The sequence below is a fragment of the Pseudonocardia sp. ICBG162 genome, assembly GCF_020496225.1.
Classification (GTDB): Bacteria; Actinomycetota; Actinomycetes; order Mycobacteriales; family Pseudonocardiaceae; genus Pseudonocardia; species Pseudonocardia alni.
This window is the reverse complement of sequence record NZ_JAHLJD010000031.1, coordinates 888,575-914,840: the sequence shown is the minus strand read 5'-3', so window position 1 is coordinate 914,840 and position 26,266 is coordinate 888,575. Positions and strand designations below refer to the sequence as shown.

26 protein-coding genes and 1 riboswitch are annotated in these 26,266 nt (G+C 74.9%); of the genes, 13 read left to right on the top strand and 13 right to left on the bottom strand.

From position 1 onward, the window contains the following. The first annotated feature begins 26 nt into the window (after positions 1–26). The gene (locus KPL60_RS29095; protein ID WP_226367786.1) at positions 27–1,550 is read left to right on the top strand and encodes an alpha-amylase family glycosyl hydrolase; all 1,524 of its coding nucleotides are present in this window, start codon (positions 27–29) and stop codon (positions 1,548–1,550) included. Between the two features lie 16 nt (positions 1,551–1,566). Here KPL60_RS29095 and KPL60_RS29090 read toward each other — a convergent pair whose 3' ends face one another. The 4 genes from KPL60_RS29090 to KPL60_RS29075 form a co-directional block, all read right to left on the bottom strand. Further along, positions 1,567–2,646, bottom strand: coding sequence for a hypothetical protein (locus KPL60_RS29090; RefSeq protein ID WP_226367785.1), 1,080 nt, complete (start codon positions 2,644–2,646; stop codon positions 1,567–1,569). Between the two features lie 120 nt (positions 2,647–2,766). Beyond that, a complete protein-coding gene (locus tag KPL60_RS29085) occupies positions 2,767–3,741 on the bottom strand; it encodes an NAD(P)-dependent oxidoreductase (RefSeq protein WP_226367784.1) in 975 nt (324 codons plus the stop codon). 17 nt (positions 3,742–3,758) lie between these two features. Then, on the bottom strand, positions 3,759–5,543 hold the full coding sequence (locus KPL60_RS29080; protein WP_374228774.1) for a choline/carnitine O-acyltransferase: 1,785 nt from the start codon (positions 5,541–5,543) through the stop codon (positions 3,759–3,761). Between the two features lie 5 nt (positions 5,544–5,548). Beyond that, complete coding sequence (locus KPL60_RS29075; protein ID WP_226367782.1) at positions 5,549–6,418, bottom strand: pre-mRNA-splicing factor SPF27 family protein; 870 nt, start codon at positions 6,416–6,418, stop codon at positions 5,549–5,551. A 204-nt stretch (positions 6,419–6,622) separates the two neighbouring features. Here KPL60_RS29075 and tatA point away from each other — a divergent pair, with 204 nt between their 5' ends. Next, entirely contained in the window at positions 6,623–6,898 is a 276-nt protein-coding gene (gene tatA, locus KPL60_RS29070) for a Sec-independent protein translocase subunit TatA (protein ID WP_255656654.1), read from the top strand. A 20-nt stretch (positions 6,899–6,918) separates the two neighbouring features. Then, the gene (locus KPL60_RS29065; RefSeq protein ID WP_226367780.1) at positions 6,919–7,659 is read left to right on the top strand and encodes an SDR family oxidoreductase; all 741 of its coding nucleotides are present in this window, start codon (positions 6,919–6,921) and stop codon (positions 7,657–7,659) included. A gap of 93 nt (positions 7,660–7,752) precedes the next feature. Here KPL60_RS29065 and KPL60_RS29060 read toward each other — a convergent pair whose 3' ends face one another. Beyond that, positions 7,753–8,058, bottom strand: coding sequence for a hypothetical protein (locus KPL60_RS29060; RefSeq protein WP_226367779.1), 306 nt, complete (start codon positions 8,056–8,058; stop codon positions 7,753–7,755). A gap of 326 nt (positions 8,059–8,384) precedes the next feature. On the opposite strand from KPL60_RS29060, the gene ectA reads away from it, so the two are divergent. The 4 genes from ectA to thpD all read left to right on the top strand — a co-directional run bounded on the left by ectA (position 8,385) and on the right by thpD (position 11,685). Beyond that, positions 8,385–8,975 carry a diaminobutyrate acetyltransferase gene (ectA, locus tag KPL60_RS29055; protein WP_226367778.1) on the top strand — a complete coding sequence of 197 codons (591 nt, stop codon included), beginning with the start codon at positions 8,385–8,387 and terminating at the stop codon, positions 8,973–8,975. Next, positions 8,972–10,225, top strand: coding sequence for a diaminobutyrate--2-oxoglutarate transaminase (ectB, locus tag KPL60_RS29050; RefSeq protein ID WP_226367777.1), 1,254 nt, complete (start codon positions 8,972–8,974; stop codon positions 10,223–10,225). The genes ectA and ectB overlap by 4 nt, the downstream gene beginning before the upstream one ends. A gap of 9 nt (positions 10,226–10,234) precedes the next feature. Then, entirely contained in the window at positions 10,235–10,630 is a 396-nt protein-coding gene (locus tag KPL60_RS29045) for an ectoine synthase (RefSeq protein ID WP_226354060.1), read from the top strand. 128 nt (positions 10,631–10,758) lie between these two features. Beyond that, entirely contained in the window at positions 10,759–11,685 is a 927-nt protein-coding gene (thpD, locus tag KPL60_RS29040) for an ectoine hydroxylase (protein ID WP_226367776.1), read from the top strand. Between the two features lie 12 nt (positions 11,686–11,697). On the opposite strand, the gene KPL60_RS29035 is transcribed toward thpD, so the two are convergent. Further along, positions 11,698–12,486, bottom strand: coding sequence for an SGNH/GDSL hydrolase family protein (locus tag KPL60_RS29035; protein ID WP_226367775.1), 789 nt, complete (start codon positions 12,484–12,486; stop codon positions 11,698–11,700). A 153-nt stretch (positions 12,487–12,639) separates the two neighbouring features. Here KPL60_RS29035 and KPL60_RS29030 point away from each other — a divergent pair, with 153 nt between their 5' ends. Together KPL60_RS29030 and KPL60_RS29025 are read left to right on the top strand one after the other, a co-directional pair. Further along, positions 12,640–13,308, top strand: coding sequence for a DUF3159 domain-containing protein (locus KPL60_RS29030; RefSeq protein WP_226367774.1), 669 nt, complete (start codon positions 12,640–12,642; stop codon positions 13,306–13,308). 272 nt (positions 13,309–13,580) lie between these two features. Next, on the top strand, positions 13,581–14,786 hold the full coding sequence (locus KPL60_RS29025) for a hypothetical protein (protein ID WP_226354056.1): 1,206 nt from the start codon (positions 13,581–13,583) through the stop codon (positions 14,784–14,786). 44 nt (positions 14,787–14,830) lie between these two features. Here the strand turns inward: KPL60_RS29025 and thiE are convergent, their stop codons facing one another. Further along, positions 14,831–15,532: a thiamine phosphate synthase gene (thiE, locus tag KPL60_RS29020; protein ID WP_374228796.1), complete on the bottom strand. Its 702-nt coding sequence runs from the start codon at positions 15,530–15,532 to the stop codon at positions 14,831–14,833. Positions 15,533–15,562: 30 nt separating this feature from the next. After that, a riboswitch (TPP riboswitch) is annotated at positions 15,563–15,671 on the top strand. Here thiE and thiO point away from each other — a divergent pair. The 3 genes from thiO (at position 15,669) to KPL60_RS29005 (ending at position 17,814) form a co-directional block, all read left to right on the top strand. After that, on the top strand, positions 15,669–16,841 hold the full coding sequence (gene thiO, locus KPL60_RS29015) for a glycine oxidase ThiO (protein ID WP_226354054.1): 1,173 nt from the start codon (positions 15,669–15,671) through the stop codon (positions 16,839–16,841). Its footprint overlaps the riboswitch before it by 3 nt. Beyond that, positions 16,841–17,041, top strand: coding sequence for a sulfur carrier protein ThiS (gene thiS, locus KPL60_RS29010; protein ID WP_062398305.1), 201 nt, complete (start codon positions 16,841–16,843; stop codon positions 17,039–17,041). The genes thiO and thiS overlap by 1 nt, the downstream gene beginning before the upstream one ends. 2 nt (positions 17,042–17,043) lie before the next feature. Next, positions 17,044–17,814 (top strand): thiazole synthase, encoded by a 771-nt coding sequence (locus KPL60_RS29005; protein ID WP_226354053.1) that lies wholly within the window; start codon positions 17,044–17,046, stop codon positions 17,812–17,814. A 46-nt stretch (positions 17,815–17,860) separates the two neighbouring features. Here KPL60_RS29005 and KPL60_RS29000 read toward each other — a convergent pair whose 3' ends face one another. Both KPL60_RS29000 and KPL60_RS28995 read right to left on the bottom strand, forming a co-directional pair. Then, positions 17,861–18,382 carry a gamma carbonic anhydrase family protein gene (locus tag KPL60_RS29000; protein WP_226354052.1) on the bottom strand — a complete coding sequence of 174 codons (522 nt, stop codon included), beginning with the start codon at positions 18,380–18,382 and terminating at the stop codon, positions 17,861–17,863. A gap of 97 nt (positions 18,383–18,479) precedes the next feature. Beyond that, the gene (locus KPL60_RS28995) at positions 18,480–19,085 is read right to left on the bottom strand and encodes a hypothetical protein (RefSeq protein WP_226367772.1); all 606 of its coding nucleotides are present in this window, start codon (positions 19,083–19,085) and stop codon (positions 18,480–18,482) included. Between the two features lie 64 nt (positions 19,086–19,149). Here KPL60_RS28995 and KPL60_RS28990 point away from each other — a divergent pair, with 64 nt between their 5' ends. Next, entirely contained in the window at positions 19,150–19,956 is an 807-nt protein-coding gene (locus tag KPL60_RS28990) for a class I SAM-dependent methyltransferase (protein WP_226367771.1), read from the top strand. A gap of 198 nt (positions 19,957–20,154) precedes the next feature. Here KPL60_RS28990 and KPL60_RS28985 read toward each other — a convergent pair whose 3' ends face one another. The 4 genes from KPL60_RS28985 to KPL60_RS28970 form a co-directional block, all read right to left on the bottom strand. Then, positions 20,155–21,948 carry an HNH endonuclease signature motif containing protein gene (locus KPL60_RS28985; RefSeq protein ID WP_226367770.1) on the bottom strand — a complete coding sequence of 598 codons (1,794 nt, stop codon included), beginning with the start codon at positions 21,946–21,948 and terminating at the stop codon, positions 20,155–20,157. A gap of 503 nt (positions 21,949–22,451) precedes the next feature. Continuing rightward, positions 22,452–23,390 carry a response regulator transcription factor gene (locus KPL60_RS28980; protein ID WP_308016853.1) on the bottom strand — a complete coding sequence of 313 codons (939 nt, stop codon included), beginning with the start codon at positions 23,388–23,390 and terminating at the stop codon, positions 22,452–22,454. Continuing rightward, a complete protein-coding gene (locus KPL60_RS28975) occupies positions 23,387–24,769 on the bottom strand; it encodes a histidine kinase (protein WP_308016852.1) in 1,383 nt (460 codons plus the stop codon). The genes KPL60_RS28980 and KPL60_RS28975 overlap by 4 nt, the downstream gene beginning before the upstream one ends. Positions 24,770–24,791: 22 nt before the next feature. Continuing rightward, complete coding sequence (locus KPL60_RS28970) at positions 24,792–26,135, bottom strand: iron-containing alcohol dehydrogenase (protein ID WP_226367769.1); 1,344 nt, start codon at positions 26,133–26,135, stop codon at positions 24,792–24,794. Between the last annotated feature and the right edge of the window lie 131 nt (positions 26,136–26,266).

Sequence of the window (26,266 nt, the reverse complement as noted above, 5' to 3'; positions counted from 1 at the left end):
AACAACCTGGCGGCTCAAGATCGACGGTGGATCCAGGTTACGCCGTCGCCGACTACACCGCCGTCGACCCGCGGCTGGGCACGATGGACGACCTGGAGTCCCTCGCCGGGGCGCTGCGCGAGCGCGGGATGAGCCTGTGCGTGGACCTCGTCCTCAACCACACCGCCGCCGAGCACCCGTGGGCGCGCGGCTGGCTCGCCGGCGACCCGCGCTACGCCGGCTTCTACACCGCCTACCCGGACCGGGAGATGCCCGACGCCTGGGAGGCGACGATCCCCGACGTCTTCCCCGACCGCGCGCCCGGATCGTTCAGCTGGGTGCCCGGGGCGAACGGCGGCGACGGCGGCTGGGTGTGGACGACGTTCTGGGACTACCAGTGGGACCTCGACTGGACCTGCCCCGAGGTGTTCGCCGCGATGCTCGGCACCGTGTTCACCCTGGCCGGGCGCGGGGTCGAGGTGCTGCGGATGGACGCGGCGCCGTTCCTCGGCAAGCGACTCGGCACGAACTGCCAGAACCAGCCCGAGGCCCACGACGTGCTGCAGGCGCTGCACGCGCTCACCCGGATCGCGGCCCCGGCGGTGGTCTTCAAGGCGGAGGCGATCGTCGCGCCCGACGACCTCGTCGGCTACCTCGGCGCGCACGACCGCTACCGCCCCGAGTGCGAGCTGGCCTACCACAACCAGCTCATGGTGATGCTGTGGTCGAGCCTGGCCACCCGCGACGCCCGCCTCGCCGCGCACGCGCTGCGCCGGATGACCCCCGCCCCGTCGGCGACGGCGTGGGCGACCTACGTCCGCTGCCACGACGACATCGGCTGGGCCGTCTCCGACGTCGACGCCGCCGCCGTCGGCTGGGACGGCCCGTCGCACCGGCGGTTCCTCAACGACTTCTTCGCCGGACGCTTCCCGGGCAGCTTCGCCCGCGGCGCCCTGTTCCAGGAGGACCCCGACACCGGGGACGCCCGCATCTCCGGCAGCGCCGCCGCGCTCTGCGGCATCGACGACGCCCGCACCCGCCACGACCCCGCCGCCCTCGACGCGGGTGTGCGACGCCTGCTGCTCGCGCACGCCGTCGTCTACGGCTGGGGCGGCATCCCCCTGCTCTACATGGGCGACGAGCTCGCCCTGGCCAACGACACCGGCTACCGCGCCGACCCCGAGCGCGCCGCGGACAACCGCTGGATGCACCGGCCCCCGATGGACGAGGCCGCGTTCGCCCGCCGCTACGACCCGGACACGGTGGAGGGCCGGGTGTTCGGCGCGCTGACCGGGTTCGCCGCGGTGCGGGCCGAGCTGCCCGCGCTGCACGCGTCGGCGCCGGTGGAGGTCCCCGAGCTCGACGACCCCGCCGTGCTCGGATGGACGCGGCGGCACCCGCGCGGCGGCCGCTTCGTCGGGCTGGTCAACGTCGCGGATCGGCCCGCCTCGGTCGACGCCGCCCTGGTCACCGGCCTGGACACGGTGCTGTCCTCCGACGGGCCGGTCCGCACCGAGGGCGGGCGGGCCCACCTCCCGCCGCTGTCCTGGGCGTGGCTCGCAGAGCCGTGAGCCACGCCCGGCGTCGTCAGTAGCTCCCGAACGGCGTGCCGCCCCCGAACAGCGGTGACGTGCTCATGGCCTCGCGGAACTCCAGGAACATCACGAGCCCGTAGACCGCCGAGGCCAGGAACACCAGGCAGGACAGCGACACCAGCACGTAGGTGATGACCCGCAGCACGGTGAGCGCGGTCGGATCCTTGGCCACGGTCACCGGGGCCGGTACGGACGCCGCGGCCGCCGGGCGGTGCGCCGTGGTGACCGGCCCGGTCGCCTCGACGCCCGGTCCCGCCGGTGCGGTCGCCCGGGCCGGGGGCCCGGTCCGCTCGGCGAGCTCGTCCCGCGCCGGGGCGGCGGTCCGGCCGGACGCGCCGAAGCGGGCCGCGGCGGCCTCGGCCACCGTCGCCGGTCGATGCCCGCCGGACTCCGACGGGGGCCGCGGCGCCGGAACGGCCCCGGTCCCGGTCCCGCTCCCGAGGGCGGTGCGCTCGGCGACCGCGGTGCCGCCGGTCTCCCCGTGGACGGCGCGCTCCTCCCGGCCGTACGCGGCGGCCGGGGCGGCGGCGGCCGGGGCGGCGGCGGTCGGGGCTGCGGCGGTCGGCGCGACGGCGGTCGGCGCGGCGTCGTCCTCCTCGGCGGTGACCGGGTAGGGCGGCCCGCCGTCGATCGCGGTCCCGCCACGGGACTCGGGGTCGCCATACTCGCCGTAGGCGGCCCGGGTCGGGGTGACCGGCTCCTCGGGCTGGCGGTGCGCGGCCCGGCCGTACGCGCCGTACCCGCCGTCGTCGGGGTCGTCCCCGCCCGGCTGCGACCCGCCCGCCGGCACGGGGGCGCCGTAGCCCTCGTAGCGCATCGGTGCGGCGTACCCGCCCCGCCCGACGGTCGGCTGCGGCCCGGTCCCGCCGTACAGCTCGCCGAAGCCCTCCGGGTCGGTGGGCGTGGCCCGCTCCACCGGCCGCGACGACCGCAGGTCCGGGTAGCCGCCCTGGTAGGAGTCCTCGGGGAACTCGTGGTCGTCGAACCCGTGCCGCGGTCGCGGCGACGGCCGTGCGCGGTCGGCGTCGGCACCGCGCGGGCCGGGGCTGGGTCGGTGCTGCGGGCCGGTCATGGCAGGACCTCCGGGGTACGGCGTCACGGTCGGCGACACGTGCTGTGTCACCTCTACCGCCGGTCGTACCCACGGCGTTAGCCCTTACGACCTACAGTCACCCGGTCCGGCGAGGTGAAATCACCGGGTGTACACCCCGGTCGGGGAATCGTGGTACCCCTTCGCCCCGACGGCGTCGGCCAGCGGGCTGCGCGGCGGCCCGCCGTCACGCACCCGCGCGACGACGGCGTCGACGTCCCAGACCGGGGTCCAGCCGAGCTCGGCGACCGCCCGGTCCGGGCAGTACACCCGGTCCACCGGCGGGACCGGCCGGCCGCGCTCGGCCAGCAGCGCGGCGAGGGCCGGGGCCCGCCGCTCCAGCACCGCGGCCGGGTCACGGCCCAGCTCGGCGAGGTCGGACCGGCGGAACGGCGTCGGTGCGCCGACCACGTAGCGGGCGAACCCGAGCCCGGGTGCCCGCCGGGCCGCGGCCAGGTGCGCGGACACGACGTCGGCGACGTCGACCCGCCGGTGGCAGAACTCGACCAGCTTGAGCGTGGTGTCGTCGTGGACGGCGCGGACCTCGTCGCGGTCGTCGGCCTCGGGGAAGAACCGCGAGGTCCGCAGCACCACCACCGGCAGCCCCGGGTCCAGCGCGGCCAGCTCGCACAGGTCCTCGGCGGCGGTCTTGGTGGCGCCGTAGACGTTGCGCACCCGCGGGACCACGGTCTCGTCGATCCAGGTCGCGGGCCCGCCCGGCGCCGGGGTCAGCGCGCGGCCGAAGGCGCTGGTCGAGGACGTGAACACCACGCCCCGCACCCCCGCGGCGGCGGACTCCTCCAGCACCGCGAGGGTGCCCGACACGTTCGTGTCGACGAAGTCCTGCCTGCTGTGCGAGCCGACGTGCGGCTTGTGCAGCGTCGCGGTGTGCAGCACGTGGGTGACCCCGCGCAGCGCCGACCGCAGGGCGTCGCGGTCGGTCAGCGACGCGACGACCGCGGTCCACGGCGAGGGCCGCCGGTCCAGGCCGACGACGGGCACCCCGTCGCCGGCCAGCGTGCGGACCAGCGCCTCACCGAGGTGGCCGGAACTGCCGGTGACGAGGACCCGCTCCATCCCACCAGTGAACCCGCTCAGGCAAGCAGGTTCCGCAGCTCGGTCACCGCCGTCCGCAGCTCCCGGGCGAAGGCGTGCATCCCCTCGGCCTGGTCGGCCGGGGTGGACAGGTGCACGTGGAAGCGGTCGGGCAGCAGGACGTAGGCCACCCCGATGCAGCGCGAGCTGGTCGAGCCGAACCCGAAGTACCGGATGTTGTCCGACGGCGCGGAGCTGGTCGACAGCCAGTCGTCGCGCATGATCGTCCAGCCGGGAGAGTCGAACACCGCGAGCTGCTCGGTGACGCCCAGCTCCGCCCCGCGACGGCGCCGGATCCAGTCCAGCTCCCACAGGTGCTGCTCGGGCGCGTCGCCCTGCTGGCACTGCTTCGCGCGGGCGCCGTGCGCCGCGGCGGCGGCCCGGAAGGTGTCGACCTTGTCGGCGTCGGAGGCCAGCGGGTCCCCCATGGTGTCGACGAAGGTCACCATCTCCGGCGTGATCACCCGCATCGCCTCGGTGCGGCCGCGCCGGAACTGCCGGGTCGCGATCGACTCGTAGGTGGCCCCGGTGACGCCCTTGGCCCGCCGGTGCGCGACCTGGTAGCAGGCCTGCACGAAGGCGTCCGGGGAGCACTTCAGGGCCTTGGCGTCGCGGGCGCCGAAGTCGTCGAAGGCGACGAGCTCGGTGGCGGTGGCGTCGAGGAACGCCGCGAACGCGTCGTGCGCGCGGGTGACGGTGGCGCGCAGGTCGTCGTCGAGGACGAACCGCAGCTCGCCGTGCGGCGGGACGCCCTGCGGGCGGGTCCCGATCCGCTCGGCGTGCACCTCGACCGGGTCGGCGAACATGGCGTCGACCAGGGTGAGCACGGTCGTGCCGTCCAGCTCGCAGTGCTCGACGTTGATCCCGGCGGTGCCGTCGGCGAGCACCACGATCGACAGCGCCTTGTCGAACCAGCGGTCACCGGAGTCCCCGGCCAGCAGGGTCCGCGCGGCGGACTCCTCGTCGGCGGGGTCGGTCTCGTCGAGACAGATCGCGAGCAGCGCCCGCTCCACGAGGTCGACGGCCTCGGCGTTGGCCGGGTCCAGCCCGGTCAGCCGGTCCCGCACCGCGGCCCACTCGGCGCGGGCCAGGGTGGTCAGCGCGCCGACCGCGTCGCCGGTGGCGGCCCGCTCGGGGTGGGCGTCGCGGATCTCGCGCAGCGCGCCGGCGATCTCCTCGGCGGTGTGCGCCGCCCCGTCCGGCCCGATCACGTCGAGGCGGTGGATCCGGCCGCGGTGCAGCACCACGACGTGCCGCTCGGTGGACGGGCCCGGCCAGTCGTCGCTGTAGGGGGTGCGGACGCTGTCCTGGGGGTCGCCCGGGATGCGGGTGGTGGAGAAGATGTGGCGGCTCTGGTCCATCGACTGCGCCACGTCGCGGTTGAGCAGCGGCGGGAACGTCCCGGCGTCGAGGTCGGCCTTGTGCCCGAGGGCGGCCACGGTGAGCTCCGCGGCCCGCTCGCACGGGTCGGAGGTCGGGCCCGGCCCGAACAGGAAGAAGAAGTTCGCGTTGAGCGCGATCCGGTCGCGCCGGCCCAGGTAGCGCGACGGCCAGAACGCGTCCAGCCAGCTGTGGGCGCCGGCGTCGAAGCGCTCGAGGTCGGCCTGGAGCACCGACGCGGGGCCGCCCTCGGCGAGCAGCTCGCGGGCGGCGGACTCGGTGCGCGCGTACTCGTCGGGGGTGAGCAGCGGGGCGCACCACTCGAGGAAGCGGTCGACCGAGGCGGACAGGGTCGGGAGCGGCACCTTCGGCAGGTCGTCGTCGGCCGCGAACGTGGTGGTCACGGGCATCAGTCCAGCAGCCCGTCGACGCGCACGGCGCGCGACCCCCCGTGTTCGGACAGTGTTCTCCCGAACAGCTGGCGGGTGCGGACCGCGCTGCCGACCACCCCGGGGCGGGTGCTGTAGGAGAAGATCGCCGTGTGCCGGGCGGTGTCGCCGCGCACCTCGGTCACCCGGTGCAGCGAGTACCGGCCGCGGAACAGCTGCAGGTCACCGGGGCGCAGCACCAGCTGTCGGACGCGGTCGCCGCCCCTGCCGTGCAGGACCTCGGCGACGTCGGCGGTGTTCTCCGAGGAGGTGCTGCGGATGTCCGGGCAGTACTCGAAGACCCCGCCGGCCTCCGGCGCGCGGGTGAGCAGGCTGATCGCGATCTCGTTGGTGTCGAAGTGCCAGGGGTGCGACCGGCCGGCGCCGACGACGTTCAGGCACAGCCCGGCCAGCGGGTCGGCCAGCTCGTGCAGCTCGGGTACGCCGGTGCAGGCGGCGAGGAAGGCGCGGAAGGCGGGCTGCGGATACAGGCGGTGGACCACCGCGGCGGCCGGGATCCGGTCGCGGGCGACGAAGGCGTTGCCCCGCTCCATCGGCACCCGCGCCGGGTGGTCGGCGGGCAGCGAGGGGTCGGGGTCGGTGTTGTAGACGTTGACCACGGCGGTCTCGTAGTGTGCCAGCGGGGCGACCGCCTCGCCCTCGGTCCGCAGCCGGTCCCGCCACGACGCCCGGACGAACCCGGGGAGCACCGCGCAGCCGTCGGCGGCGAGCTGGGCGCGGGCCCGGCGGACCGCGTCCTTCCACCCGGACGAGCCCGGTTCGTGCACCGGGTAGCGGGTCAGGTCGACCGGGTCGAGCTCCTGCGGGGCCGCGAGTGCGGTCGGCTGCACGGATCAGCTCCTTCGTGCCCGGGCAGCGCCGGTGCCGCCCACGGTGTCACCGTCATCCAAACCCGTTCGACGTCGCCGGATCAACGGTGAGTGACCGAGCGATCAGTTTCCGTGCGCCGTGGGAGGCTGTTCTTGCGAGAGGGAACCCCGGCGGAGGATGGTTCGTTGATCCCGTCGGCGAGCGAGGAGGCTGTCATGGGAGCTATGAGCCCCACCCACTGGTTGATCGTGCTGGTCGTGCTGGTCCTGCTGTTCGGCGCGAAGAAGCTGCCGGAGATGGCGCGGTCGGTCGGTCGGTCCAGCCGGATCCTGAAGAGCGAGATGCGCGGCCTGCGCGACGACGACGAGCGCCCCGGGGAGATCGGCCCCGGCGGCGCGACCCGCGCGGACACCGAGGTCCGTGACCCCGGTGCCCGGCAGCCGGGGACGCCGGAGGGCACCGCCCGTCCGGAGCCCGGCCCCGAGGCCCACCGGGCCTGACACCGCAGGACGGACGACGTATGACGGTGCTCGTGACGGGGGCCAGCCGCGGGGTCGGCGCGGCCACCGCCCGGCTCCTGGCCGCTCGCGGCCAGGACGTCCTCGTCGGGCACCGGGCGTCCCCCGAGGACGCCGCGGCCGTCGTGGCCGAGTGCCGGGCGGCCGGGGTGCACGCCGACGCGGTCGCCGCGGACGTCACCCGTACCGAGGGCGTCGAGCGCCTGTTCGACGCGGCGGCGGCCATGCCGTCGCCGCTGACCGGTGTGGTCGCGAACGCCGGCGGGGCCCCCTCACGGCAGCGTCTCGAGGACATGAGCGACGCCCGGATCGACGAGGTCCTCTCGCTCAACCTGCGTGCGGCCCTGCTGTGCTCGCGCGAGGCGGTGCACCACATGTCCACCCGCTACGGCGGGGCGGGCGGTGTGCTCGTGCACGTGACCTCCCGCGCGGCGGTGCTCGGCTCGCCCGACGAGTGGAACGACTACGCGGCCGCGAAGGCCGGGGTCGAGGCGCTCGTCGTCGGGCTCGCGAAGGAGGTCGCCGCGGACGGGATCCGGGTGGCGGCCGTACGGCCGGGCCTGCTCGACACCGACTTCCACGCCCGGGCCGGTGAGCCGGGGCGGATCGAGCGGATGGCGCCGTCGATCCCGATGGGCCGTGCCGGCCACCCCGACGAGGTGGCGACGGCGATCGCCTGGCTCCTGTCGGACGAGGCCAGCTACGTCACCGGGGCCGTGCTGGACGTGTCCGGCGGGCGCTGAGCCGACGGGTCGGGGGAGCCACCGGCGCGGGTCGGGGCCCGGCCGGCGGTGGGGGAACGGACCGGCTGTGTGGACGGCGGTCGGCGGCGGCGCTCAGGAGGCGGCGCGGGCCGAGCGTCCGAAACCGATCCGCCCGCGGCGGCGGGCACGGCGCCCGGCCCCGGAGGTCTCGGCACACAGCAGGCACCCGTCCCCGGGCGGGGAGGCCAGCGACGCCGGCAGCACCACGTGGCCGCAGAGCGCTGTGCAGTGGCCCGTCCCGGCGGCGAGCGAGTCGGACAGGACCGCCTGCGCGACGACGTGGCTGCGGTTGTCGCCGGCACAGGTGACCGTGACGGTCGGCTCCTGCGGCGCGGTCGCCACGGCCACGGGGCGCGTACTGGCGGGTGTCACCGACACGACAGCTCCTACGGGCACGATTCGACGGAGTATTCATCGTCACCCCGCAGCGGTGCAGATGCAAGTGCATCCGCACGATTGGCCGAACGTGCGGCCGGGTGGTCGCGGAGCGTGGCGAGCGCCACGTCGGGCCCCCCGGCCGCTCCGGACGGGGGTCCCGGGCGCCGTCCGGACCGGCCGGTGATCACGGTGTCTTCCAGGGCGGACACCGGGTACCGCCGCGCAGGGCCCGGCTGTGGCGCCGGTCACGTGGATCACGGCCCCGGAGGCCGCCGCCCGTCGTCAGCGGCTGCGACGTGCGCCCGACGGCACTAATCTCGCCAGTCATGACCGCTCCCGAACAGGCTCCTCCTCGGGCGTCCACGGTTCCGGACGGGGACGCCGCGACCGGCGCACCCGCCCCGGCGGCCGACGCCGACGGTGACCATTCGTACGAGATCGGCTCCCCGGTTCCGGCGGACGGGGTGGACATGTGGCGGCTGGCGGTGGAGGCGCGGACGCTGGACGCGAACTCCCGCTACGCCTACGTTCTGTGGTGCCGCGACTTCGCGCGCACCTCGGTCATCGCCCGGCGCGACGACGGCCGCGCGGTCGGCTACGTGACCGGCTACCTGCGTCCGGAGAACGGCGCCCTGCTCATCTGGCAGGTGTGCGTCGACCCGGTGGCACGCGGGGCCGGTCTGGCCGGCCGGCTGCTGGACGCCGTGTGGGACCAGGCGGGCGCCGAGCGGATGGAGACCACCATCACGCCGGACAACGCCTCCTCGATCCGCCTCTTCACGAAGTTCGCGGAGCGCCACGACATGACGATCGAGCGGGAGGACCTCTTCGGTCCCGACCTGCTCGGTGACGAGCACGAGCCGGAGAACCTGTATCTCATCGGCCCGATCGCAGCAGACAAGGGTGGGAACACATGACCGTTTTCGAGGATCTCGAGTCCCAGGTCCGGAGCTACTGCCGCAACTGGCCCGTCGTCTTCGACACGGCGAAGGGAAGCCGTCTGACCGACGTCGACGGCCACTCCTACCTGGACTTCTTCGGTGGCGCGGGTGCCCTGAACTACGGGCACAACCCCGAGGTGCTCAAGAAGCCGCTGATCGAGTACCTGACCCGTGACGGCATCACCCACGGGCTGGACATGTACACCTCGGCCAAGGGTGAGTTCCTCCAGACCTTCGAGGACGTCATCCTCAAGCCGCGGGACCTGCAGTACAAGGTGCAGTTCCCCGGCCCGACCGGCGCCAACGCCGTCGAGTCCGCGCTGAAGCTCGCGCGCAAGATCAGCGGTCGGGAGGCGCTGATCAACTTCACCAACGCCTTCCACGGCATGACGCTGGGCGCGCTGTCGGTGACCGGCAACTCGATGAAGCGCGGTGGCGCGGGCATCCCGCTGGTCCACTCGACGCCGATGCCGTTCGACAACTACTTCGACGGCAAGATGCCCGACTTCCTGTGGTTCGAGAAGGTCCTCGACGACACCGGGTCCAGCCTCAACGAGCCGGCCGCGGTCATCGTCGAGACCGTGCAGGGCGAGGGCGGGCTCAACCCGGCCCGCATCGAGTGGCTGCAGGGTCTGCGCGACCTGTGCACCCGCAAGGGCATCCTGATGATCGTCGACGACGTGCAGATGGGCTGCGGCCGGACCGGCCCGTTCTTCTCCTTCGAGATCGCGGGCATCGAGCCCGACATCGTCACCATCTCGAAGTCCATCTCCGGCTACGGCCTGCCGATGGCGCTCGTGCTGATCAAGCCCGAGTACGACCAGTGGGGCCCCGGCGAGCACAACGGCACCTTCCGCGGCAACAACCCCGCGTTCGTCACCGCCACGCACACGCTGCGCAACTGGTGGACCGACGACACGCTGGAGAAGGAGACGCTGCGCAAGGGCGAGAAGGTCGAGGAGGCCTTCAACAAGATCATCGGTGACAACCAGGGCACCGAGATGTTCACCAAGGGCCGTGGGATGGCGCGGGGCATCCAGTTCGAGGGGGAGGGTCTCGCCGAGAAGGTGGCGGCCAAGGCCTTCGAGCACCGCCTGCTGCTGGAGACCGCCGGTCCGAACGACGAGGTCCTCAAGCTCCTGGCGCCGCTCACGACCACCGACGACGAGCTCGACGAGGGTCTTGCGATCATCGGCGAGTCCGTCAAGACCGTCATCGGGAGCTGATCAACAACCATGATCGTCCGCACCATCGACGAGATCACCGACACCGAGCGCGACGTGATCTCCGAGGACCAGCAGTGGCGCAGCAAGCGCATCGTCCTGGCCAACGACAAGGTGGGGTTCTCGGTCCACGAGACCACGCTGAAGGCCGGCACGGTCAACGACTTCTGGTACGCGAACCACATCGAGGCCGTCTTCATCACCTCCGGTGAGGGGGAGCTGTACGACAAGGACAACGACGTCACGTACCAGCTCAAGCCGGGCTCGATCTACGTGCTGAACGGCAACGAGAAGCACCAGCTCCGCCCGAAGACCGAGATCGTCTGCGTGTGCGTGTTCAACCCGCCGGTGACCGGCCGCGAGGTGCACGACGAGAACGGCGTGTACCCGCTGGTCACGGAGGACTGAGCCTCCGTACGAGGACCGACACCGCGAGGGGTGTTTCCGCTGTACGACAGCGGGAACGCCCCTCGCGGCCGTTCACACGGCATCCATCCGAAGGGACACCGAACCCACAGCGACTCACAGGAGGGTCCATGACCGCACCGGTCGGAGACGCCCAACCGCGTCTCGCGCGCCCCGCCGGGGACCGCTACCCCACCCGCGTCTCCAGCACCCCCGCCTTCATCGACCGCGCCGAGCCCACCGTCTGGAGCGACCGGGCGAGCGCGGGCATGTTCGGCGCCCAGGAGCTGGAGGCGCACGAGCGCGACGGCTTCGTGCAGGTGCCGGACCTGCTCACGTCCGACGAGGTTGCGGAGTACCAGGCCGAGCTGGACCGGCTCGCCCACGACCCCGCGGTCCGCGCCGACGAGCGTTGCGTCGTCGAGAAGTCCTCCGACGAGGTCCGCTCGATCTTCGAGGTCCACCTGATCTCCGAGGCGATCGGCCGGCTGGTGGGCGACGAGCGGGTGCTGTCGCGGGCCCGTCAGATCCTCGGCTCCGACGTGTACGTCCACCAGAGCCGCATCAACTACAAGCCCGGGCTCGGCGGCGGGGGCTTCTTCTGGCACTCCGACTTCGAGACCTGGCACGCCGAGGACGGCATGCCCGGCCCGCGCGCGGTGAGCTGCTCGATCTCGCTGACCGACAACCACGCGTTCAACGGCTGTCTGATGATCATGCCGGGCTCACACCGGACGTTCGTGTCCTGCGTCGGCGAGACGCCGGAGGACTACCACCTGACGTCGCTGACGGAGCAGGAGATCGGCACCCCCGACCCGGGGTCGATCGCGAAGCTCGCCGAGCGCCACGGCATCGCCATGATGACCGGCGAGGCGGGCGGCGCCACGTTCTTCGACTCCAACTGCATGCACGGGTCGGGGGACAACATCACCCCGTACCCACGCTCGAACATCTTCCTGGTGTTCAACAGCGTCGAGAACGCCTGTGTGGCGCCGTTCTCCGCCCCGCGACCGCGGCCGTCCCACATCGCCGCCCGGGACCTTTCCCCGGTGCGCTGAGCGGTCCCGCGCTCAGGCGCCCTGGAGGGGTGAGAGCTCCGGGCGCTTGGGCCGGTAGTCGTCCCACGTGTGCGTGCCGCGCAGCCTCCTGCGCAGGTACGGCATCACGTGGTGGGTGACCCACCGCAGGTCCTCGGCCTGGCGCGCGGTCCAGGGGGCCGGCCCGTCCTCGGGCTCCGGCCACGGCCCACGCCAGTCCGGGGCCTGCTCGCCGAGGGTCTCGAGCACCCGCCAGGCGACCCGCTCGTGCGCGTGCGGGACCAGGTGCAGCCGGTCCGGCCCCCAGGCCCGCGGGTCGGCGAGGCAGTCCATCGCCCACAGGTCGACGACGCGGCAGCCGTGCCGTTCGGCGGCGGCCCGCATGTCCTCGTTGTAGCAGGCGATCCGGCCGCGCAGCCTGCGGATGAACGGGTGCATCCGGCGCAGGTCGAAGCCGGTGAAGATGAGCACCTCGGCGCCGGTCGCGACCAGCCTGCCGAGCGCGGTGTCGAAGCGGGCGGCGAGGTCGTCGACGTCGCAGGACCAGCCGATGATGTCGTTGCCGCCCGCGCAGAAGGTGACCAGGTCGGGGCGCATCCGTTCGGCGACCGGGATCTGCTCGTCGACGATCTGGTCCAGCACCTTCCCGCGCACGGCGAGGTTGGCGTAGCCGAAGCCGGGGCGGCGGTGGGCGAGGGTCTCGGCGACGCGGTCGGCCCAGCCGCGGGCCCGGCCGTCGGGGGTGAGGTCGTCGAGCCCCTCGGTGAAACTGTCGCCGATCGCGACGTAGCTCCGGTGCTGTGCGTGCCTCTGCTGGTGCATCGACACGGCCCCCTCTCGTCCCCGGTCCTCCGCGTGCCTTGTCTGTTGTTCACCGCAACGATGTCCGGTGTTACGGCGATGATCACCCTGTTCCGGGCTGTCCGCCAATCGGATCCGTCGACCCGGCGCGCGGGATAGGGCACCCTTAGCGGGGTGACACCCGATCCAGCTCCCCGCACCGCGTCCCGGGACGACCCGGGACTCGCCGAACTGCTCGGTGGCCGGGCCGGTGCCGTGGACGCCTCGATACCGGTGGTCGCGTTCGTGCTCGCCTGGGTGGTCGCGGGGGCGGCGGGGTCGGCGTTCCCGATCAACTGGGGGGCCGGTGCGGCCATCGTCGCGGGGGCCGTCGTGGCCGGGTGGCGGCTGTACCGGGGCCGACGGCCGCGCGCGGTGCTGTTCGGGCTGGCCGGGGTCGTCGTCGCCGCCGGGATCGCGTTGGTGACCGGGCGGGCGTCGGACTTCTTCCTGGTCCAGATCGTGTCCAACGTCGGCAGCGCGCTGGCCTGGGCGATCTCGATCGTCGTGCGGTGGCCGCTGCTGGGGGTCGTCGTCGGCGGGCTGCTGGGACAGCGCACGAGGTGGCGGCGCGATCCGGACCTGCTCCGCGGGTACCAGCGGGCGTCCTGGGCGTGGGTGGCGCAGTACGTCCTACGGCTGTCGGTCTTCCTCCCGTTGTGGGCGGCCGACCAGGTCGTGCTCCTGGGTGTCGCGCGGACCGTGCTGAGCCCGGTGCTGGTCGGGCTGAGCGTGCTCGTGTCGTGGCCGTTGCTGCGTACGGCCCTGCCGGCCGATCACCCGGGCATCCGTCACCCCCGGTGACAGGCCCTGACACCTCGTAGCGCTAGAATCGTGATCTTCCCGTGACCTTCGCTCGGTCGTGTGAAGGTCACCACTTCGGGTGATCGTCCGGCGCAATCGTGGCCTCCCGGACGTTCCCCCGGGGCGAGCCGCCGCACCGACGATCACTGCAAGGAGCCATGCCACACCAGCGCCCCCCGGAGCCCGGCTTCGGCGACGCCCCCCGTGGCGTCCCCGGCCCGGCCCGTCCCCCCGCCCAGCCGTCCGCTCCCCGACCCGGTACCGGTCGCCCGGTGGCCGCCCCCGACGCCCCGCGGCTGCCCCGCCAGCGCACCGCGCACCCGCCCCGCACGCACGGCGGCCGGGTCCCGCAGCCGCCGTCGGGCGCCGTCCGCGGCCGGACCACGCAGACCCCGCCCGGTGGCCGTCCGGTGAACCCGGTCGTGCCCGGGCCGGGCGTGCCGGATGGGACCCCGCCCGGCGGGCGTCCGCGCACCCGGGTGCTGCCGCCCGCGTCGGACACGACCCGCGCGGCCGGTCCCGGCGGTCCGGTGGGCCCGGTCGGCGGTGGACCGAACGGGCCCGGTGGGTCCGGAGGCTCGGGCGGGTCCGGTGACGGCTCCGGCGACGCCTCGTCGGACACCACGAAGGCGAGCGGCCTCAAGGCCGACCTCAGCCCGACGAAGATCGCAGCCGGCGCCGGCGCGGCGATCGTCACGGCGGTGCTCGGCTCGTTCCTCGGCGCGGTCGGCACGGTGATCGGCGCGGCGCTCGGCTCGATCATCTCGACGCTGGCCACCACGCTGTTCACCCGCTCGCTCGAGGTCAGCAAGGACAAGGCACTCGAGCTGAAGGACAAGGCGACCCGGCGCGGCAAGGGCGTCGCCGAGGGCACCGCTGTCGCCGCGCAGAACGGTGCCGGCCACGGTCTCGCCGGGCCCACCGGCGAGGAGACGGTGCTGCTGGACCCGTGGCAGACACCCGGCGGCACCACCCGCGCCGCCGGAGCGGGCCACGGCCGGTTCCGCCGGGTCCGGGTCACCCGCAAGACGGTGATCGTGTCCGCGGTGCTCGGCGTCGTCACCTTCGCGGTGTCGATGTTCCTGATCTCCGGCATCGAGTTCGTGAAGGGCTCGTCGCTGTCCGGCTCGTCCGGGACCTCGGTGAGCAACGTCGTCCGCGGCGGTGCTCCTCCCGCCCAGCAGGAGAACGACCGGGGCGAGGGCTCCGGGGGCGACTCGTCGACGTCGTCGTCGAGCTCGACCTCCACCGAGGAGTCGGGGACCAGTACCTCGGAGTCGTCGACCAGCACCCGTGACCGGGACTCCGGTCAGGACGGCTCGGGCTCGTCGAACCCGCTGCAGGACGGGCTGAACCGGGTCCTGCCGACCCAGCAGCCGGGCTCCGGCCAGTCGGGTCAGGACTCGGGCGGGCAGAACTCCGGCGGCCAGGGCTCGGGCAACCAGGGCTCGGGCCAGGGGTCCGGCACGCAGAACTGACCCGCGTGCCCGCGGCGCCGGATCCCGGCGCCGCGGGGCCGGGCTCAGCGCAGACGGGCCCGAAGCGCCGCCGCGGCCGCGCGCGGGTCCTCGGCCTCGGTGATCGCCCGGACGACGACGATCCGGTCCGCACCGGCGTCGAGGACCTCGTCGAGGCGGTCGCCGTCGATGCCCCCGATCGCGAACCACGGCCGCGCCGGGGCCCGTCCGGCGACCGTGCGCACCAGGTCCAGGCCGGGTGCCGGGCGTCCCGGCTTGGTCGGGGTCGGCCAGCACGGGCCGACGCAGAAGTAGTCGACGCCGTCCTCGTCGGCGGCGGTCAGGGTCTCGGCGGGGCTGTGCGAGGACCGGCCGACGAGCACGTCGTCGCCGACGACCCGGCGCGCCCACGCCACCGGCAGGTCGTCCTGGCCGAGGTGCAGCACGTCGGCGCCCGCGGCGAGCGCGACGTCGGCGCGGTCGTTCACCGCGAGCAGCGCGCCGTGCCGGCGGCAGGCGTCGGCGAGCACCTCCAGTGCGGCGAGCTCGGCGCTCGCCTCCAGCGGCCCGTCGGGCCCGCCCTTGTCCCGCAGCTGGACGATGTCGACCCCGCCGGCGAGCGCGGCGTCGGCGAACTCCGCCAGGTCACCGCGCGCGGTGCGGGCGTCGGTGCACAGGTAGAGACGGGCGTCGGTGAGGCCGTCGAGCCGGGCGCGCCGGGTGTCGCCGGTGCCGGGACGGGTATCGGTGTCGGACACGGCTCGCAGGCTACGGCGTAGCCTGGGCCCCGGACGACGACGAACCACGGGAGCCCGGACAGCGGGCTGAGAGGGGATCCGCGACGCGGTCCCGACCGTCGAACCTGATCCGGGTCATGCCGGCGCAGGGAGTGAGGTGGATCCGATGAGCGCGAGTGCCGGACGGCTGGTCGTCGCGGGTGCGGGGGCCGTCGGCCTGTCCGTCGCCCGCGCGGCGGCCCGCGACGGCTGGTCGGTGACGGTGTTCGATCCGGCCCCCGGCCGCGGCGCGTCCTGGGTGGCCGGCGGGATGCTCGCCCCGGTCACCGAGGCCTGGCCCGGCGAGGAGGACCTGCTCGCCCTCGGGCTGGACTCGGTCGCACGCTGGCCGGAGTTCGCCGCGGCCCTGTCCGCCGACGCCGGCACCGACGCCGGGCTGCACCCGGAGGGCACCGTCGTCGCCGCGACCGGGTCCGGGGACCGCGCCGAGCTGACCGCGCTCGCGGACTACCTGGAGTCCCTCGGCCGCGACGTGCACCGGCTGACCGGCCGTGAGCTGCGCCGCCTCGAACCCGCGCTGGGCCCGGAGGTCCGCGGCGGCCTGTCGGTGCCCGACGACCCGTCGGTGGACAACCGGCGGCTGCTCGCCGCACTGGCGACCGCGGCCGGGCGGGCCGGGGTCGTCGTCTCCGACCGCGGGGTCGCGCGCGTGCTCGACGACGGCGTCCGTGTCACCGGCGTGCGGCTCGCGGACGGGACCGAGGTCGCGGCGGACGCGGTCGTCGTCGCGGCGGGGGCGCACTCGTCGTCGCTGCACCCGGTGCTCGACGGGCTGGTCCGCCCGGTGAAGGGCGAGATCCTGCGGCTGACCCGGCGCGCCGGGGCGCTGCCGCCGCCGTCGCGGACGGTGCGGGCGCTCGTCGACGGACGGCCGGTCTACGCCGTGCCGAGGACGCTGCCCGGGTACGGCGACCTCGTCGTCGGCGCGACGACGGCGGAGAACGGATTCGACACCGACGTCACCGTCGGCGGGGTGCGCGACCTGCTGCGCGACGCCGAGCGGATCCTGCCCGGTATCGCCGAGTACGCGCTGACCGAGACCGCGGCCGGGCTGCGGCCGGGCAGCCGGGACAACCTGCCGCTGATCGGGCGCACCGGGCCCGACGGGCTGATCGCGGCGACCGGGCACGGCCGCAACGGGATGCTGCTGGTACCGGTGACCGCGGCGGCCGTCGCGGCGCTGCTGCGCGGCGACGACGTGCCGGAACCGGTCCGCGCGGCGGACCCGCGACGGTTCGCCCCGGCCGCCGCCGGGGCACGCGAGGAGGGGAACCACTGATGCGGATCGTGCTGAACGGCGAGCACCGCGACGTCGACGACGGCGCCGACCTCGCCCGGATCCTGGCCGAGGCCGGGCTGCCGGAGCGGGGGATCGCCGTCGCCGTCGACGGGGAGGTCGTGCCGCGCACGTCGTGGGCCGGGCACCGCCCCGCCGACGGCGCGCGGGTCGAGGTCCTGACCGCGGTACAGGGAGGATGAGCATGGCTGTGCAGACCGACAAGCTCGCGTTCGGTGACCACCTGTTCGACTCGCGGCTGGTGATGGGCACCGGTGGTGCCGCGAACCTGGAGATCCTGGAGCGGGCGCTGGTCGCGTCCGGCACCGAGCTGACGACGGTGGCGCTGCGACGCGTCGACGTCGCGGGCGGGACCGGGCTGCTGGACCTGCTGCGCCGCCTCGGGATCGCCGTGCTGCCCAACACCGCGGGCTGCCGGACCGCCGCCGAGGCGGTGCTCACGGCGCGGATGGCGCGCGAGGCGATGGAGACCGACCTGGTGAAGCTGGAGGTCGTCGCCGACGAGACGACGCTGCTGCCCGACCCGGTCGAGCTCCTCGACGCCGCCGAGCAGCTCGTCGACGACGGCTTCACCGTGCTGCCCTACACCAACGACGACCCGATCCTCGCCCGTCGCCTGGAGCAGGTCGGGTGCGCCGCGGTCATGCCGCTCGGCTCGCCGATCGGCACCGGGCTGGGCATCCGCAACCCGCACAACATCGAGATGATCGTGGCCGCCGCGGGCGTGCCGGTCGTGCTCGACGCCGGGATCGGCACCGCCTCCGAGGCGGCGCTGGCGATGGAGCTGGGCTGCGACGCCGTCCTGCTCGCCACCGCGGTCACCCGTGCCGCCGACCCGGAGCGGATGGCGCGCGCGATGCGCCGCGGGGTGGAGGCGGGCTGGGACGCCCGGCACGCCGGCCGGATCCCGCGCCGCTACCGGGCACAGGCGAGCTCCCCCGAACGCGAGGACTGACGGTCCGGCGCGTTCCGCGGAACGCGCCGGAACCGATCGGGAGGCCTCAGGCGGGGGTGACGCCGTCGGCGTGCCGCCGGGCCAGGGCGCGGTAGAAGTCCGGGTTGGTCCGCACCCACCAGCGGGCCTGCTCGGTCAGCTCGCCGCGCTCCTTCGCCGCGGAGCCGAGCATCAGCCGGTCGGCGGGCAGCTCGGAGTTCGGCGCGACCGTCGACCCGGCGGCGACCATCGCGCCCTCGCCGATCCGGGCACCGTCCTGCACGGTGCTGCCGTTCCCGACGACCGCCCGTGCCCCGATCACGGCACCGTGCACCACGCACAGGTGCCCGATCGTGGCGCCCTCGCCGATCTCGGTGACCGGGTCGTCGCCGCCGTGCAGCACCGACCCGTCCTGCACGTTGGCGCCGGCGCGCACGACGATCGGCCCGAGGTCGGCGCGGAGCACGGCGTTGTACCAGATCGAGGCGCCCTCCTCGACGCGTACGTCCCCGACGAGCGTCGCGGTCGGGGCGACGAAGGCGTCCGGGTGCACGGTGGGGGAGAGGCCCTCCAGGGCGAACAGCGGCATGGTCGACAGCTTCGCACCCTCCGCGGTGCCCGTCGGCAACGAGACCGCGTCATCGCCCGGTCGTCGCGTCATCGCCCGGTCGTCGTCGTGCCGTCGCTCAGTCGTGCGGGTGCGCGTGCAGGCCCAGGTCGGACAGCTCCAGCGCGGCCAGCGCGGCCACGACGGCCGGGTCCCCGGACCGCCACGCCGCCGCCGGGTCCGGCGCGACCCGGACCAGCCGCGACACCGGCACCCGGGACAGCGCCCGCACGGCCAGCAGGTCCGGCGCGGCGGCCCGCGCGGCGACGGCGGCACCGGCCCGCCGGGCGTAGCGCAGCCGCAGCGGCAGCCAGCCGAGCAGCACCGGCAGCAGCATCACCAGCGGGACGACGACCAGCGCCCCCGCCGCGAGGGTGCCGACGGCGTCGCCGAACTCCCGCCCCGCCGCGACGAGCTCGGTGCCCGCCCCCGCGGCCGGATCCAGCGCGCGGGCCAGGTCGGACCCGATGAACGGGATCGCCCCGACCGCCCCGGCGACCCCGGTGAAGGCGTCGGAGACCCGCCCGCCCGCGAGGACCAGCGAGTCGCCGGGCCCACGCAGCGCGGACAGCCCGTCGTGCACGGCCACGCCGGCGGTGACGGCGAGGACCGTCCACAGCAGCGCGACGACGTCGGCGACGACCTGGCGGGCGATCCGGTCGGGGCGTTCGGCGTACCAGCGCATCGGTCCTGTCTACCGGGACCGGAAACCGGTCGTCCCCGCGGCCCGCCCGTGCTCTGCTGGGCGGGTGGACCGCTCGCTCTCCCTCAACCGCGCCTCCTGGGACGACCGCGCCCCGCTGCACGCGCAGAGCCCCGACTACGGCGTGGACGCCCTCGTCGCCGATCCCGCACGGCTGTCCGGGGTGGTCCGCTACGACGCCGACCGGCTCGGCCCGATCGCGGGCCTGCGCGTCGTGCACCTGCAGTGCCACATCGGCACCGACACGCTGTCGCTGCACCGGCTCGGCGCCCGGGTCACCGGCCTGGACTTCTCCCCGGCCTCGCTGGAGCAGGCCCGCGCCCTCGCGGCCCGCGCCGGAGCCGACATCGACTACGTCGAGTCCGACGTCCTGCGCGCCGACGAGGTCCTGCCGCACCACGGGTTCGACGTGGCCTACACCGGCATCGGCGCACTCTGCTGGCTGCCGAGCGTCACCCGGTGGGCGGCGGTCGTCGCCCGGCTGCTCGCCCCCGGCGGCCGGCTGCTCGTCCGGGACATGCACCCGTTCCTCGCGACCCTCGACGAGCACCTCGCCGTCCGCTACCCCTGGTTCGAGACGACCGAACCGCTGGAGTTCGACGACGACAGCAGCTACGTCGCCACCGCACGCCCCCTGACCGCGACCGTGACCCACGAGTGGAGCCACGGCCTCGGGGAGATCGTCACCGCGCTGCTCGACCAGGGACTGACGCTGACCGGTCTCACCGAGCACCGGACCGTCCCCTGGGAGGCCCTGCCCGGCCGGATGGCCGAGGACGACGACGGCGAGTGGCACGTGACCGACGGCCTCCCCGACGTGCCACTGAGCTTCACCGTCCAGGCGACGCGCTGACCGGACCGGTCACGGGCGCGCCGACCCGGTCCGGGCGTGGATGCCGGGTGGGCGGGCGACGTCGCGTTCCGCGGAACGCGGTCCGTGCCCTGGCTCGCGCCGGTTCCGCGCCGATCTCCTGCCGGCCCGGTGCGCTGCGGTCCGCGTCGGCTCCCGGCCGGGTGCGTGCTCGGCCGCCCGGCGGAGGACCGGCGGGGTTCAGGCCGCGGCAGCCGTCGTGCCGGGCGGGAGCAGGGCGTCGAGGATCGGCTCGGGGTCGAGCCGGTCGCCGTACCAGTCCGGGCTGAGGGTGCTGCGATCGATCCGCAGCCGGGCCCGCGTGTTCCGTTCGACGAGGGACTCGGCGCTGCCGTCCAGCGGTCTGCCCGTGGCCTTGACGGGAGTGCCGTCGGGCCGGTGGAACAGCCAGTCCTCGCCGGGTGGGCGCAGGAGAAGGTAGCCGTGGTCGTGCACCAGCCGGTGGTGGAACGAGCAGAGCAGGACCAGGTTGTCGACGTCCGTCGGCCCGCCCCGCAGCCAGTGCCGGACGTGGTGGGCGTGTAGGTGGCGGGTGTGGTGGCACCCCGGGAACCGGCAGGAACCGCCGCCGTCGGCGGTCAGGGCGGCGATCTGCGCCGGGCTCGCCAGGCGCCTGCTCCGGCCGAGGTACATCCGGTTCGCGGCGCGGTCGGTGAGCAGCACCCGGGCCCGGGCGTCGCAGGCCAGGCGCTCGGCGGTGCTCGCGGCGATCTCGGGGCCGCCGGCGAGCCGCGCGGTGCCGGTCCCCGCGTCGACGACGACCGTCACCCGCGCCGCGCCCCGCTCCACCACCGCGCCACCGGCCGCTCCCGGCTCGCGGACGACCAGGTCCAGCAGGGCGTCGGCCCGCCGGGCGGCCAGGGTGTCGACGACGGCGCCCGGTGCCTGCTCCTCCGTGCGGCGGGCCTGTTCGTGCGGATCGGGCCCGTCCCATCCCGACCGTCGCCCCTCACGTGCGGCCGGATCGTCGGTGTCGTCGTCGCCGGGCGGCGTGGTGGGGCCGGCGGGAGCCGGGCGAGCGGCGGCGACCCCGGCCTCGATCGCCGCGACCAGGAGGGCGCCGTCCTCGGGAGTGAGCCGGGCCCGGACGACCAGGGACCCGTCGACGTCGTGGTGCCAGCTCACCCCACGCCGGGCGGCGAGGTCGCGCGGCGGCGCGCAGCGTCGGCGGACCGCCCGGACGACGGTCTCGACATGGCTCGCGGTCCCGCCCAGCGCGAGGTCCAGGAGCACCTGCTCGGCGTCCGGCCCGGCCGCGGCCCGCGGAGGATCGTCCGGCTCGGCTTGTCCGTGCGACTCCGGAGCGGCGACGGCGACCGGCCGGCTCCCCGTGCCGTCCCACGGACCGGTGTTCCCGGCGGGTGACGTGGTGGCCCCGTCCGCCCTCCCGGCGTCCGACAGGTCGGAGCCGGCGCCCGTTCCGCGGGCGGAACCGTCTCCGTCTCCAGCGCCGTGACCCGTGCCCGTGTCGCACACGTCTCCCGCACCCCGGACGGCGTCGTCAGGCCCTTCCCGTGACGCGCCGTCGACCGATGCCCCGCCGGAGCCGTCGGCGGGGTCGCCAACGGGGCGCCGGAGCGGCTCCGTGGCGGGGGCCGGCGAAGCGGCGGCGGCCATGCGGTCGAGGGCCGCGTCGTCCGCGCCGACGAGGCGGGTGACGGCCCGGACCTTCGAGTAGGAGATCCGGCCGGCCGCGAACGCCTCGGTGATCCGGGGCAGCCGGGTCAGCGCGTGCGCGACGCGCAGGTGCTCGGTGGCGGTGCGCAGGCTCATCCCCGCGCGCCAGGTCAGCCAGTGGGCGCAGGACCGGACGCCGACGCCGCACCAGCCGCCGCGGTCGTCGAACTCGGCGAGCAGGCGCAGGAACCGGCACTCGGCGGCGGCGATGTGGCCGGCGAGACCGAGGAGCTCGGACTCGAGATCCGGCAGGCTCAGCTCACCGGCGGGCGTGGTCGTGAGGGTGGAGGTCGGCACGGCACTCTCCTTCGTCGAACGTGTGTTCGATTGGAGTGTGCCGGGTGGGTCCGACAGTTCCGGTCCGCACCGACGGTGGGATCCGGCCCGGACCGGGGCGATCGCGTTCCGCGGAACGCGGCCGCGCGGTTGCGTGGTCGCCTACGTCCGCAGGTCGGAGAGACGGACGGACTGTCCGCCGGACCCCTCCCGGTCCACCGGCCGGCGGGCATCCGGGCCCGGGATCGCGTTCCGCGGAACGTGCGCCGGGGTGTGGGAGCGCGGTCCGGCCGCCTGTCGGGGTCCGGGTGCACGGGGACTGTCGAGGCCGTCCGTGGGGACCGCGCCGCGGGCGCGGTACGCGGGCTCGACCACGGCGCTCCGAGAGCGGACCGCGTTCCGCGGAACGCGATCCGGAGTCGTCGACGACGCCCCTCGGCTCGCGCGCGCACCCTCACGCTGTGCCGCTGTGCCGCCGTGACGTGAGGAAGGGCGGGCGGAGAGGGGTGGCCGGGACGTCGGGGTCAGAGGAGGCCGAGCTTGGTGGCCGCATAGACCGCCTCGGCACGACGCGACACCATCAGCTTGCGCATCAGGTTGCCGACGTGGAACTTGACCGTCGTCTCGGAGATGAACAGCTCGGCGCCGATCGCGCGGTTGGACAGCCCCCGGGCCAGCAGGCGGAGCACGTCCAGCTCACGGTCGGTCAGCCGTTCCCGGTCGGGCATCCCGCCGGACAGCGACCGCACCATCGCCGACGCCGACCGGGCGTCGAACGCGCTCTCCCCGCGGGACACCGCGCGGATGGCACGGACGAGTTCGGTGGTGTCGACGTCCTTCACCACGTAGCCGCGGGCGCCGGCCTGCACCGACTCGACGACGAGGCGGTCCTCGGCGAAGGTCGTCAGCACCAGCACCCCGATGCCGGGGTGGTCGGCGCACAGCTTGCGGCAGACCTCGAGACCGTCGGTCTGCGGGCCGGACGCCAGCTTGAGGTCGAGCAGCACCACCTGCGGCCGGCCGGTCGCGACGGCGGCGAACGCCTCCGGTGCGCTGCCCGCCTCGCCGACGATGCGCAGGTCGTCCTCGCGCTCCAGGACCGCGCGCAGCCCCTGGCGCATGATCGAGTGGTCGTCGACCAGCACGATCCGGATCGGCCGCGCCACGACGCCCGCGGGACCGGGACCGGTGCGGGTCGCCGCGGTCCCGCCGGACCCGTGCATCCCGCCGCCCGGCGCGTTCCCGCCGCCCTGCCCGGGGCCCGCCTGACCGGGGATGCCGTGACCACCGCCGTGACCGCCCCCGTGACCACCGCCGTGGCCGGGGCCGCGCGCGCCGACACCGGCCCCGCCGCGGGCATCCGGTCCGCCGCCGCTGCGGGCGTCCGTGCCGGTGCGGCCCCGGGCGGCGCCGCCGGTGGCGTGCCCGGGACCTCCCGGGGCGGTCCGTGTGCCGCTGCTCATCCGAGCTCCTTCCCCGGCGTCCCGATCGGGACGTCCACCTGCACCTGCAGCCCACCGATCCGCGAGCGGCGGAACCGCAGGGTCCCGCCCATCTCGCGGGCGCGGGCGTCCATGTTCACGAGGCCGCGGTGCTCCCCGGAGGGGCCGCGGACCGACGCCGCACGCAGCGTGCGGCGGATCTGCTCGGGGGAGGCGCCGCCGTCGTCGGAGATCGACAGGCGGACGCGGCCGTCGGCGTAGGCCAGCCGCACCACCGCCCGCGAGGCCGACGCGTGCATCGCCGTGTTGAACAACGCCTCGCCGGCGATCCGGAACAGCGACTGCTCGTGCTCGTGCGGCAGCGGCACCGGGGCCCCGCCGATCGTCACCTCGACCCGCAGCTCGTCGGGCATGTGCACGGTGGACAGCTGCCGCAGCATCGAGGGCAGGTCCTTGTCGGCGTGGTCGTCGTCGTTGAGTGCGTAGATCGCCGACCGCAGCTGCTCGACGGCGCGCCGCGTCAGGTCCTTGGCCGTGTCGAGGTGCTGGAGCAGGTCCGGCTCGGTGATCTCCGACCGGCACAGCTCGATGTGCATCCCGGCCGACAGGGCGTACTGGGTGACGCTGTCGTGCAGCTCGCGGGCGATGCGGTGCCGCTCGTTGTCGAGGACCTCCCGCTGGCGGGCCGCGCCGAGTGCCTGCTGGGTGAGCATCAGCTCGTCGTTGCGGACGCGCAGGTCCTCGGCCTGGGCCGCGGTGCGCGCGTGCAGCCGCTCGGCCCGCTCCAGCAGCGCGCAGTTCTGCAGCGCCGAGGCCGTCTGACCGGCCAGGATGCGCAGCACCGAGTGGTCGGTGTCGTCGATGTGGCGTTCCGGCGGCGTCCACGCGACGAACCCGCCGACGGTGCGTCCGTCGAGCCGGATCGGGACGTGCAGATGCCGGGGACGCGGGTCGTCGCCGTGGTGGTGGAGGTGGCCGTCGCCGGCGTGCAGCCGTTCCACGTGCCGGCGCACGCGCTCGGGCACCGACCCCAGGTCGGCCCACTCGACACCGTCCGGTCCGAGGACGACGTGCCGCGGCGCGGCGTCGGGCAGCTCGCCGTCGACGAGCCCGAGCACCACCCAGTCCGCCGACAGGTGGTCGGCGGCCGCGTCGGCGACCGCCCGGACCAGGGCCTCGGAGCCCTCCATCGTGCGGACCAGCGCGGCCGAGATCCGGTCCAGTGCGAGGATGACCCGGCGCAGCCGCTCGGCTCCCTCGCGGTACTCCGGGTAGAACGACGGCTTGCCCGTCCGCAGGCCGGTGAGCTGGTCGAGGTCGGGGCGGGCCCGGGCCCCGGCGGCCGGCGACGAGGGCGGTGCGGGTGTGCGGCGGCGCGGGAAGCGGGCGGCGGCGGTCACCGCGAGGGCCTCCGTGCGGGCGTCACAGCGCTTCCCGGAACAGGTTCTCGATCTGCTCCACGCTCGCCGTGCGCGGGTTGGTGGTCAGGCAGGCGTCGCCGAGGGTGAGCCGGGACAGCCGTGGGACGTCGGCTTCGCGCACCCCGATCGCGGCGAGCCCGGTCGGGACGCCGACCTCGTCGGCCAGCTTGCGGACCTCGGTCGCGACCATGTCCACGGCCTCGTCGCCGGGCATCCCCGGCCGGGCGGGCAGCCCCATGGCCTGGGCGATCGGGACGAAGCGCGCCGCGTCGGCGTCGGAGGCCGAGCCGTTGAACCGGATCACGTGCGGCAGCAGCACCCCGTTGATCAGGCCGTGCGGCAGGTCGAGCATGCCGCCGACCTGGTGGCTCATCGCGTGGGTGGCGCCGAGGATCGCGTTCGTGAACGCCAGGCCCGCCTCGAGCGCGGCCTGCGCCATCGCGGTGCGGGGGCCGTCGTCGTGGCGGCGGATCATCGTTGTCGGCAGGTTGGCGTGGACGAGCGCGACCGCGTGCAGCGCGTGGGTGTCGGTCAGCGGGCCGTGGGCCAGCGACACGAACGCCTCGATGCCGTGGGTCAGCGCGTCCAGGCCGGTCGCGGCGTTGAGCCAGTCCGGCATGGTGACGAGCAGCCGCGGGTCGATCACCGAGACGTCCGGGACCAGGGCCCGCCCCATGATGGTGATCTTGGTGAGACGTGCCGTGTCGGTGATGATGCAGAACTGCGAGACGTCGGCGCCGGTGCCCGAGGTCGACGGCACCATCACCAGCGGCGGGATCGGGTTGGCGATGCGGTCGATGCCCTCGTAGTCGAGGATCGTGCCGCCGTTGGCCGCGAGCAGGGCGACGCCCTTCGCGGCGTCGATCACCGAGCCGCCGCCGACGCCGATCACCACGTCGCAGCCGGAGCTCTCGTAGCGCTCGAACCCGGCCTGGATCTCGTGGTCCTTCGGGTTCGGGGTGATCTCGTTCCACAGCTGCGGGCGCAGGCCCGCGGCGCGCAGGTGGCGCAGCAGCTCGGCGGGCCACCCGGCCTCGGTCACCCCCGGGTCGGTGACGACGAACGGCCGGCGCGCACCGAGCCGCAGAGCGGCGTGCGCGGTCTCCGGCAGCGAGTCCGGCCCGAAGACGATCTCGGGGGCGTGGAACTTGGACAGCCGCGGCCGCGGCTCCCGCGGGCTGTGCGCCGCGCGGACGGTGTAGCCCTCGTCGGTGCCGGACGTGCCGGTCTCCCCGTCGAGCACGAGAACGGTCTCCCGTCGCACGGTCCCGCGGTGCCCGTGGTCAGGGGCGACGGAGCCGGCCGAACCGGTGAGGACCACGTTGCCCTCCTCCTGCTGCTGCACGTTTCGACTCGCCGCTCGACGACGGCGACGAGCGGCTCGGTCACGAGCGTGTGGCCCACGGTACAGGGACACCCCCTCCCCGGACCCGTTCGATCGGCGGGCGGCAGAACGGACCGCAGGTCGGGGCCGGT

Bases quoted from the DNA above. Each gene is read 5' to 3' on its own strand.
- KPL60_RS29035 (WP_226367775.1), bottom strand. From the start codon at position 12,486: ATGCACCAGCAGAGGCACGCACAGCACCGGAGCTACGTCGCGATCGGC.
- KPL60_RS28980 (WP_308016853.1), bottom strand. From the start codon at position 23,390: ATGAGCAGCGGCACACGGACCGCCCCGGGAGGTCCCGGGCACGCCACC.
- KPL60_RS29065 (WP_226367780.1), top strand. From the start codon at position 6,919: ATGACGGTGCTCGTGACGGGGGCCAGCCGCGGGGTCGGCGCGGCCACC.
- thiO (WP_226354054.1), top strand. From the start codon at position 15,669: ATGAGCGCGAGTGCCGGACGGCTGGTCGTCGCGGGTGCGGGGGCCGTC.
- KPL60_RS29085 (WP_226367784.1), bottom strand. From the start codon at position 3,741: ATGGAGCGGGTCCTCGTCACCGGCAGTTCCGGCCACCTCGGTGAGGCG.
- ectA (WP_226367778.1), top strand. From the start codon at position 8,385: ATGACCGCTCCCGAACAGGCTCCTCCTCGGGCGTCCACGGTTCCGGAC.
- KPL60_RS29005 (WP_226354053.1), top strand. From the start codon at position 17,044: ATGGCTGTGCAGACCGACAAGCTCGCGTTCGGTGACCACCTGTTCGAC.
- KPL60_RS29090 (WP_226367785.1), bottom strand. From the start codon at position 2,646: ATGACCGGCCCGCAGCACCGACCCAGCCCCGGCCCGCGCGGTGCCGAC.
- ectB (WP_226367777.1), top strand. From the start codon at position 8,972: ATGACCGTTTTCGAGGATCTCGAGTCCCAGGTCCGGAGCTACTGCCGC.
- thiS (WP_062398305.1), top strand. From the start codon at position 16,841: ATGCGGATCGTGCTGAACGGCGAGCACCGCGACGTCGACGACGGCGCC.
- thpD (WP_226367776.1), top strand. From the start codon at position 10,759: ATGACCGCACCGGTCGGAGACGCCCAACCGCGTCTCGCGCGCCCCGCC.
- KPL60_RS29045 (WP_226354060.1), top strand. From the start codon at position 10,235: ATGATCGTCCGCACCATCGACGAGATCACCGACACCGAGCGCGACGTG.
- KPL60_RS28995 (WP_226367772.1), bottom strand. From the start codon at position 19,085: ATGCGCTGGTACGCCGAACGCCCCGACCGGATCGCCCGCCAGGTCGTC.
- KPL60_RS29000 (WP_226354052.1), bottom strand. From the start codon at position 18,382: ATGCCGCTGTTCGCCCTGGAGGGCCTCTCCCCCACCGTGCACCCGGAC.
- tatA (WP_255656654.1), top strand. From the start codon at position 6,623: ATGAGCCCCACCCACTGGTTGATCGTGCTGGTCGTGCTGGTCCTGCTG.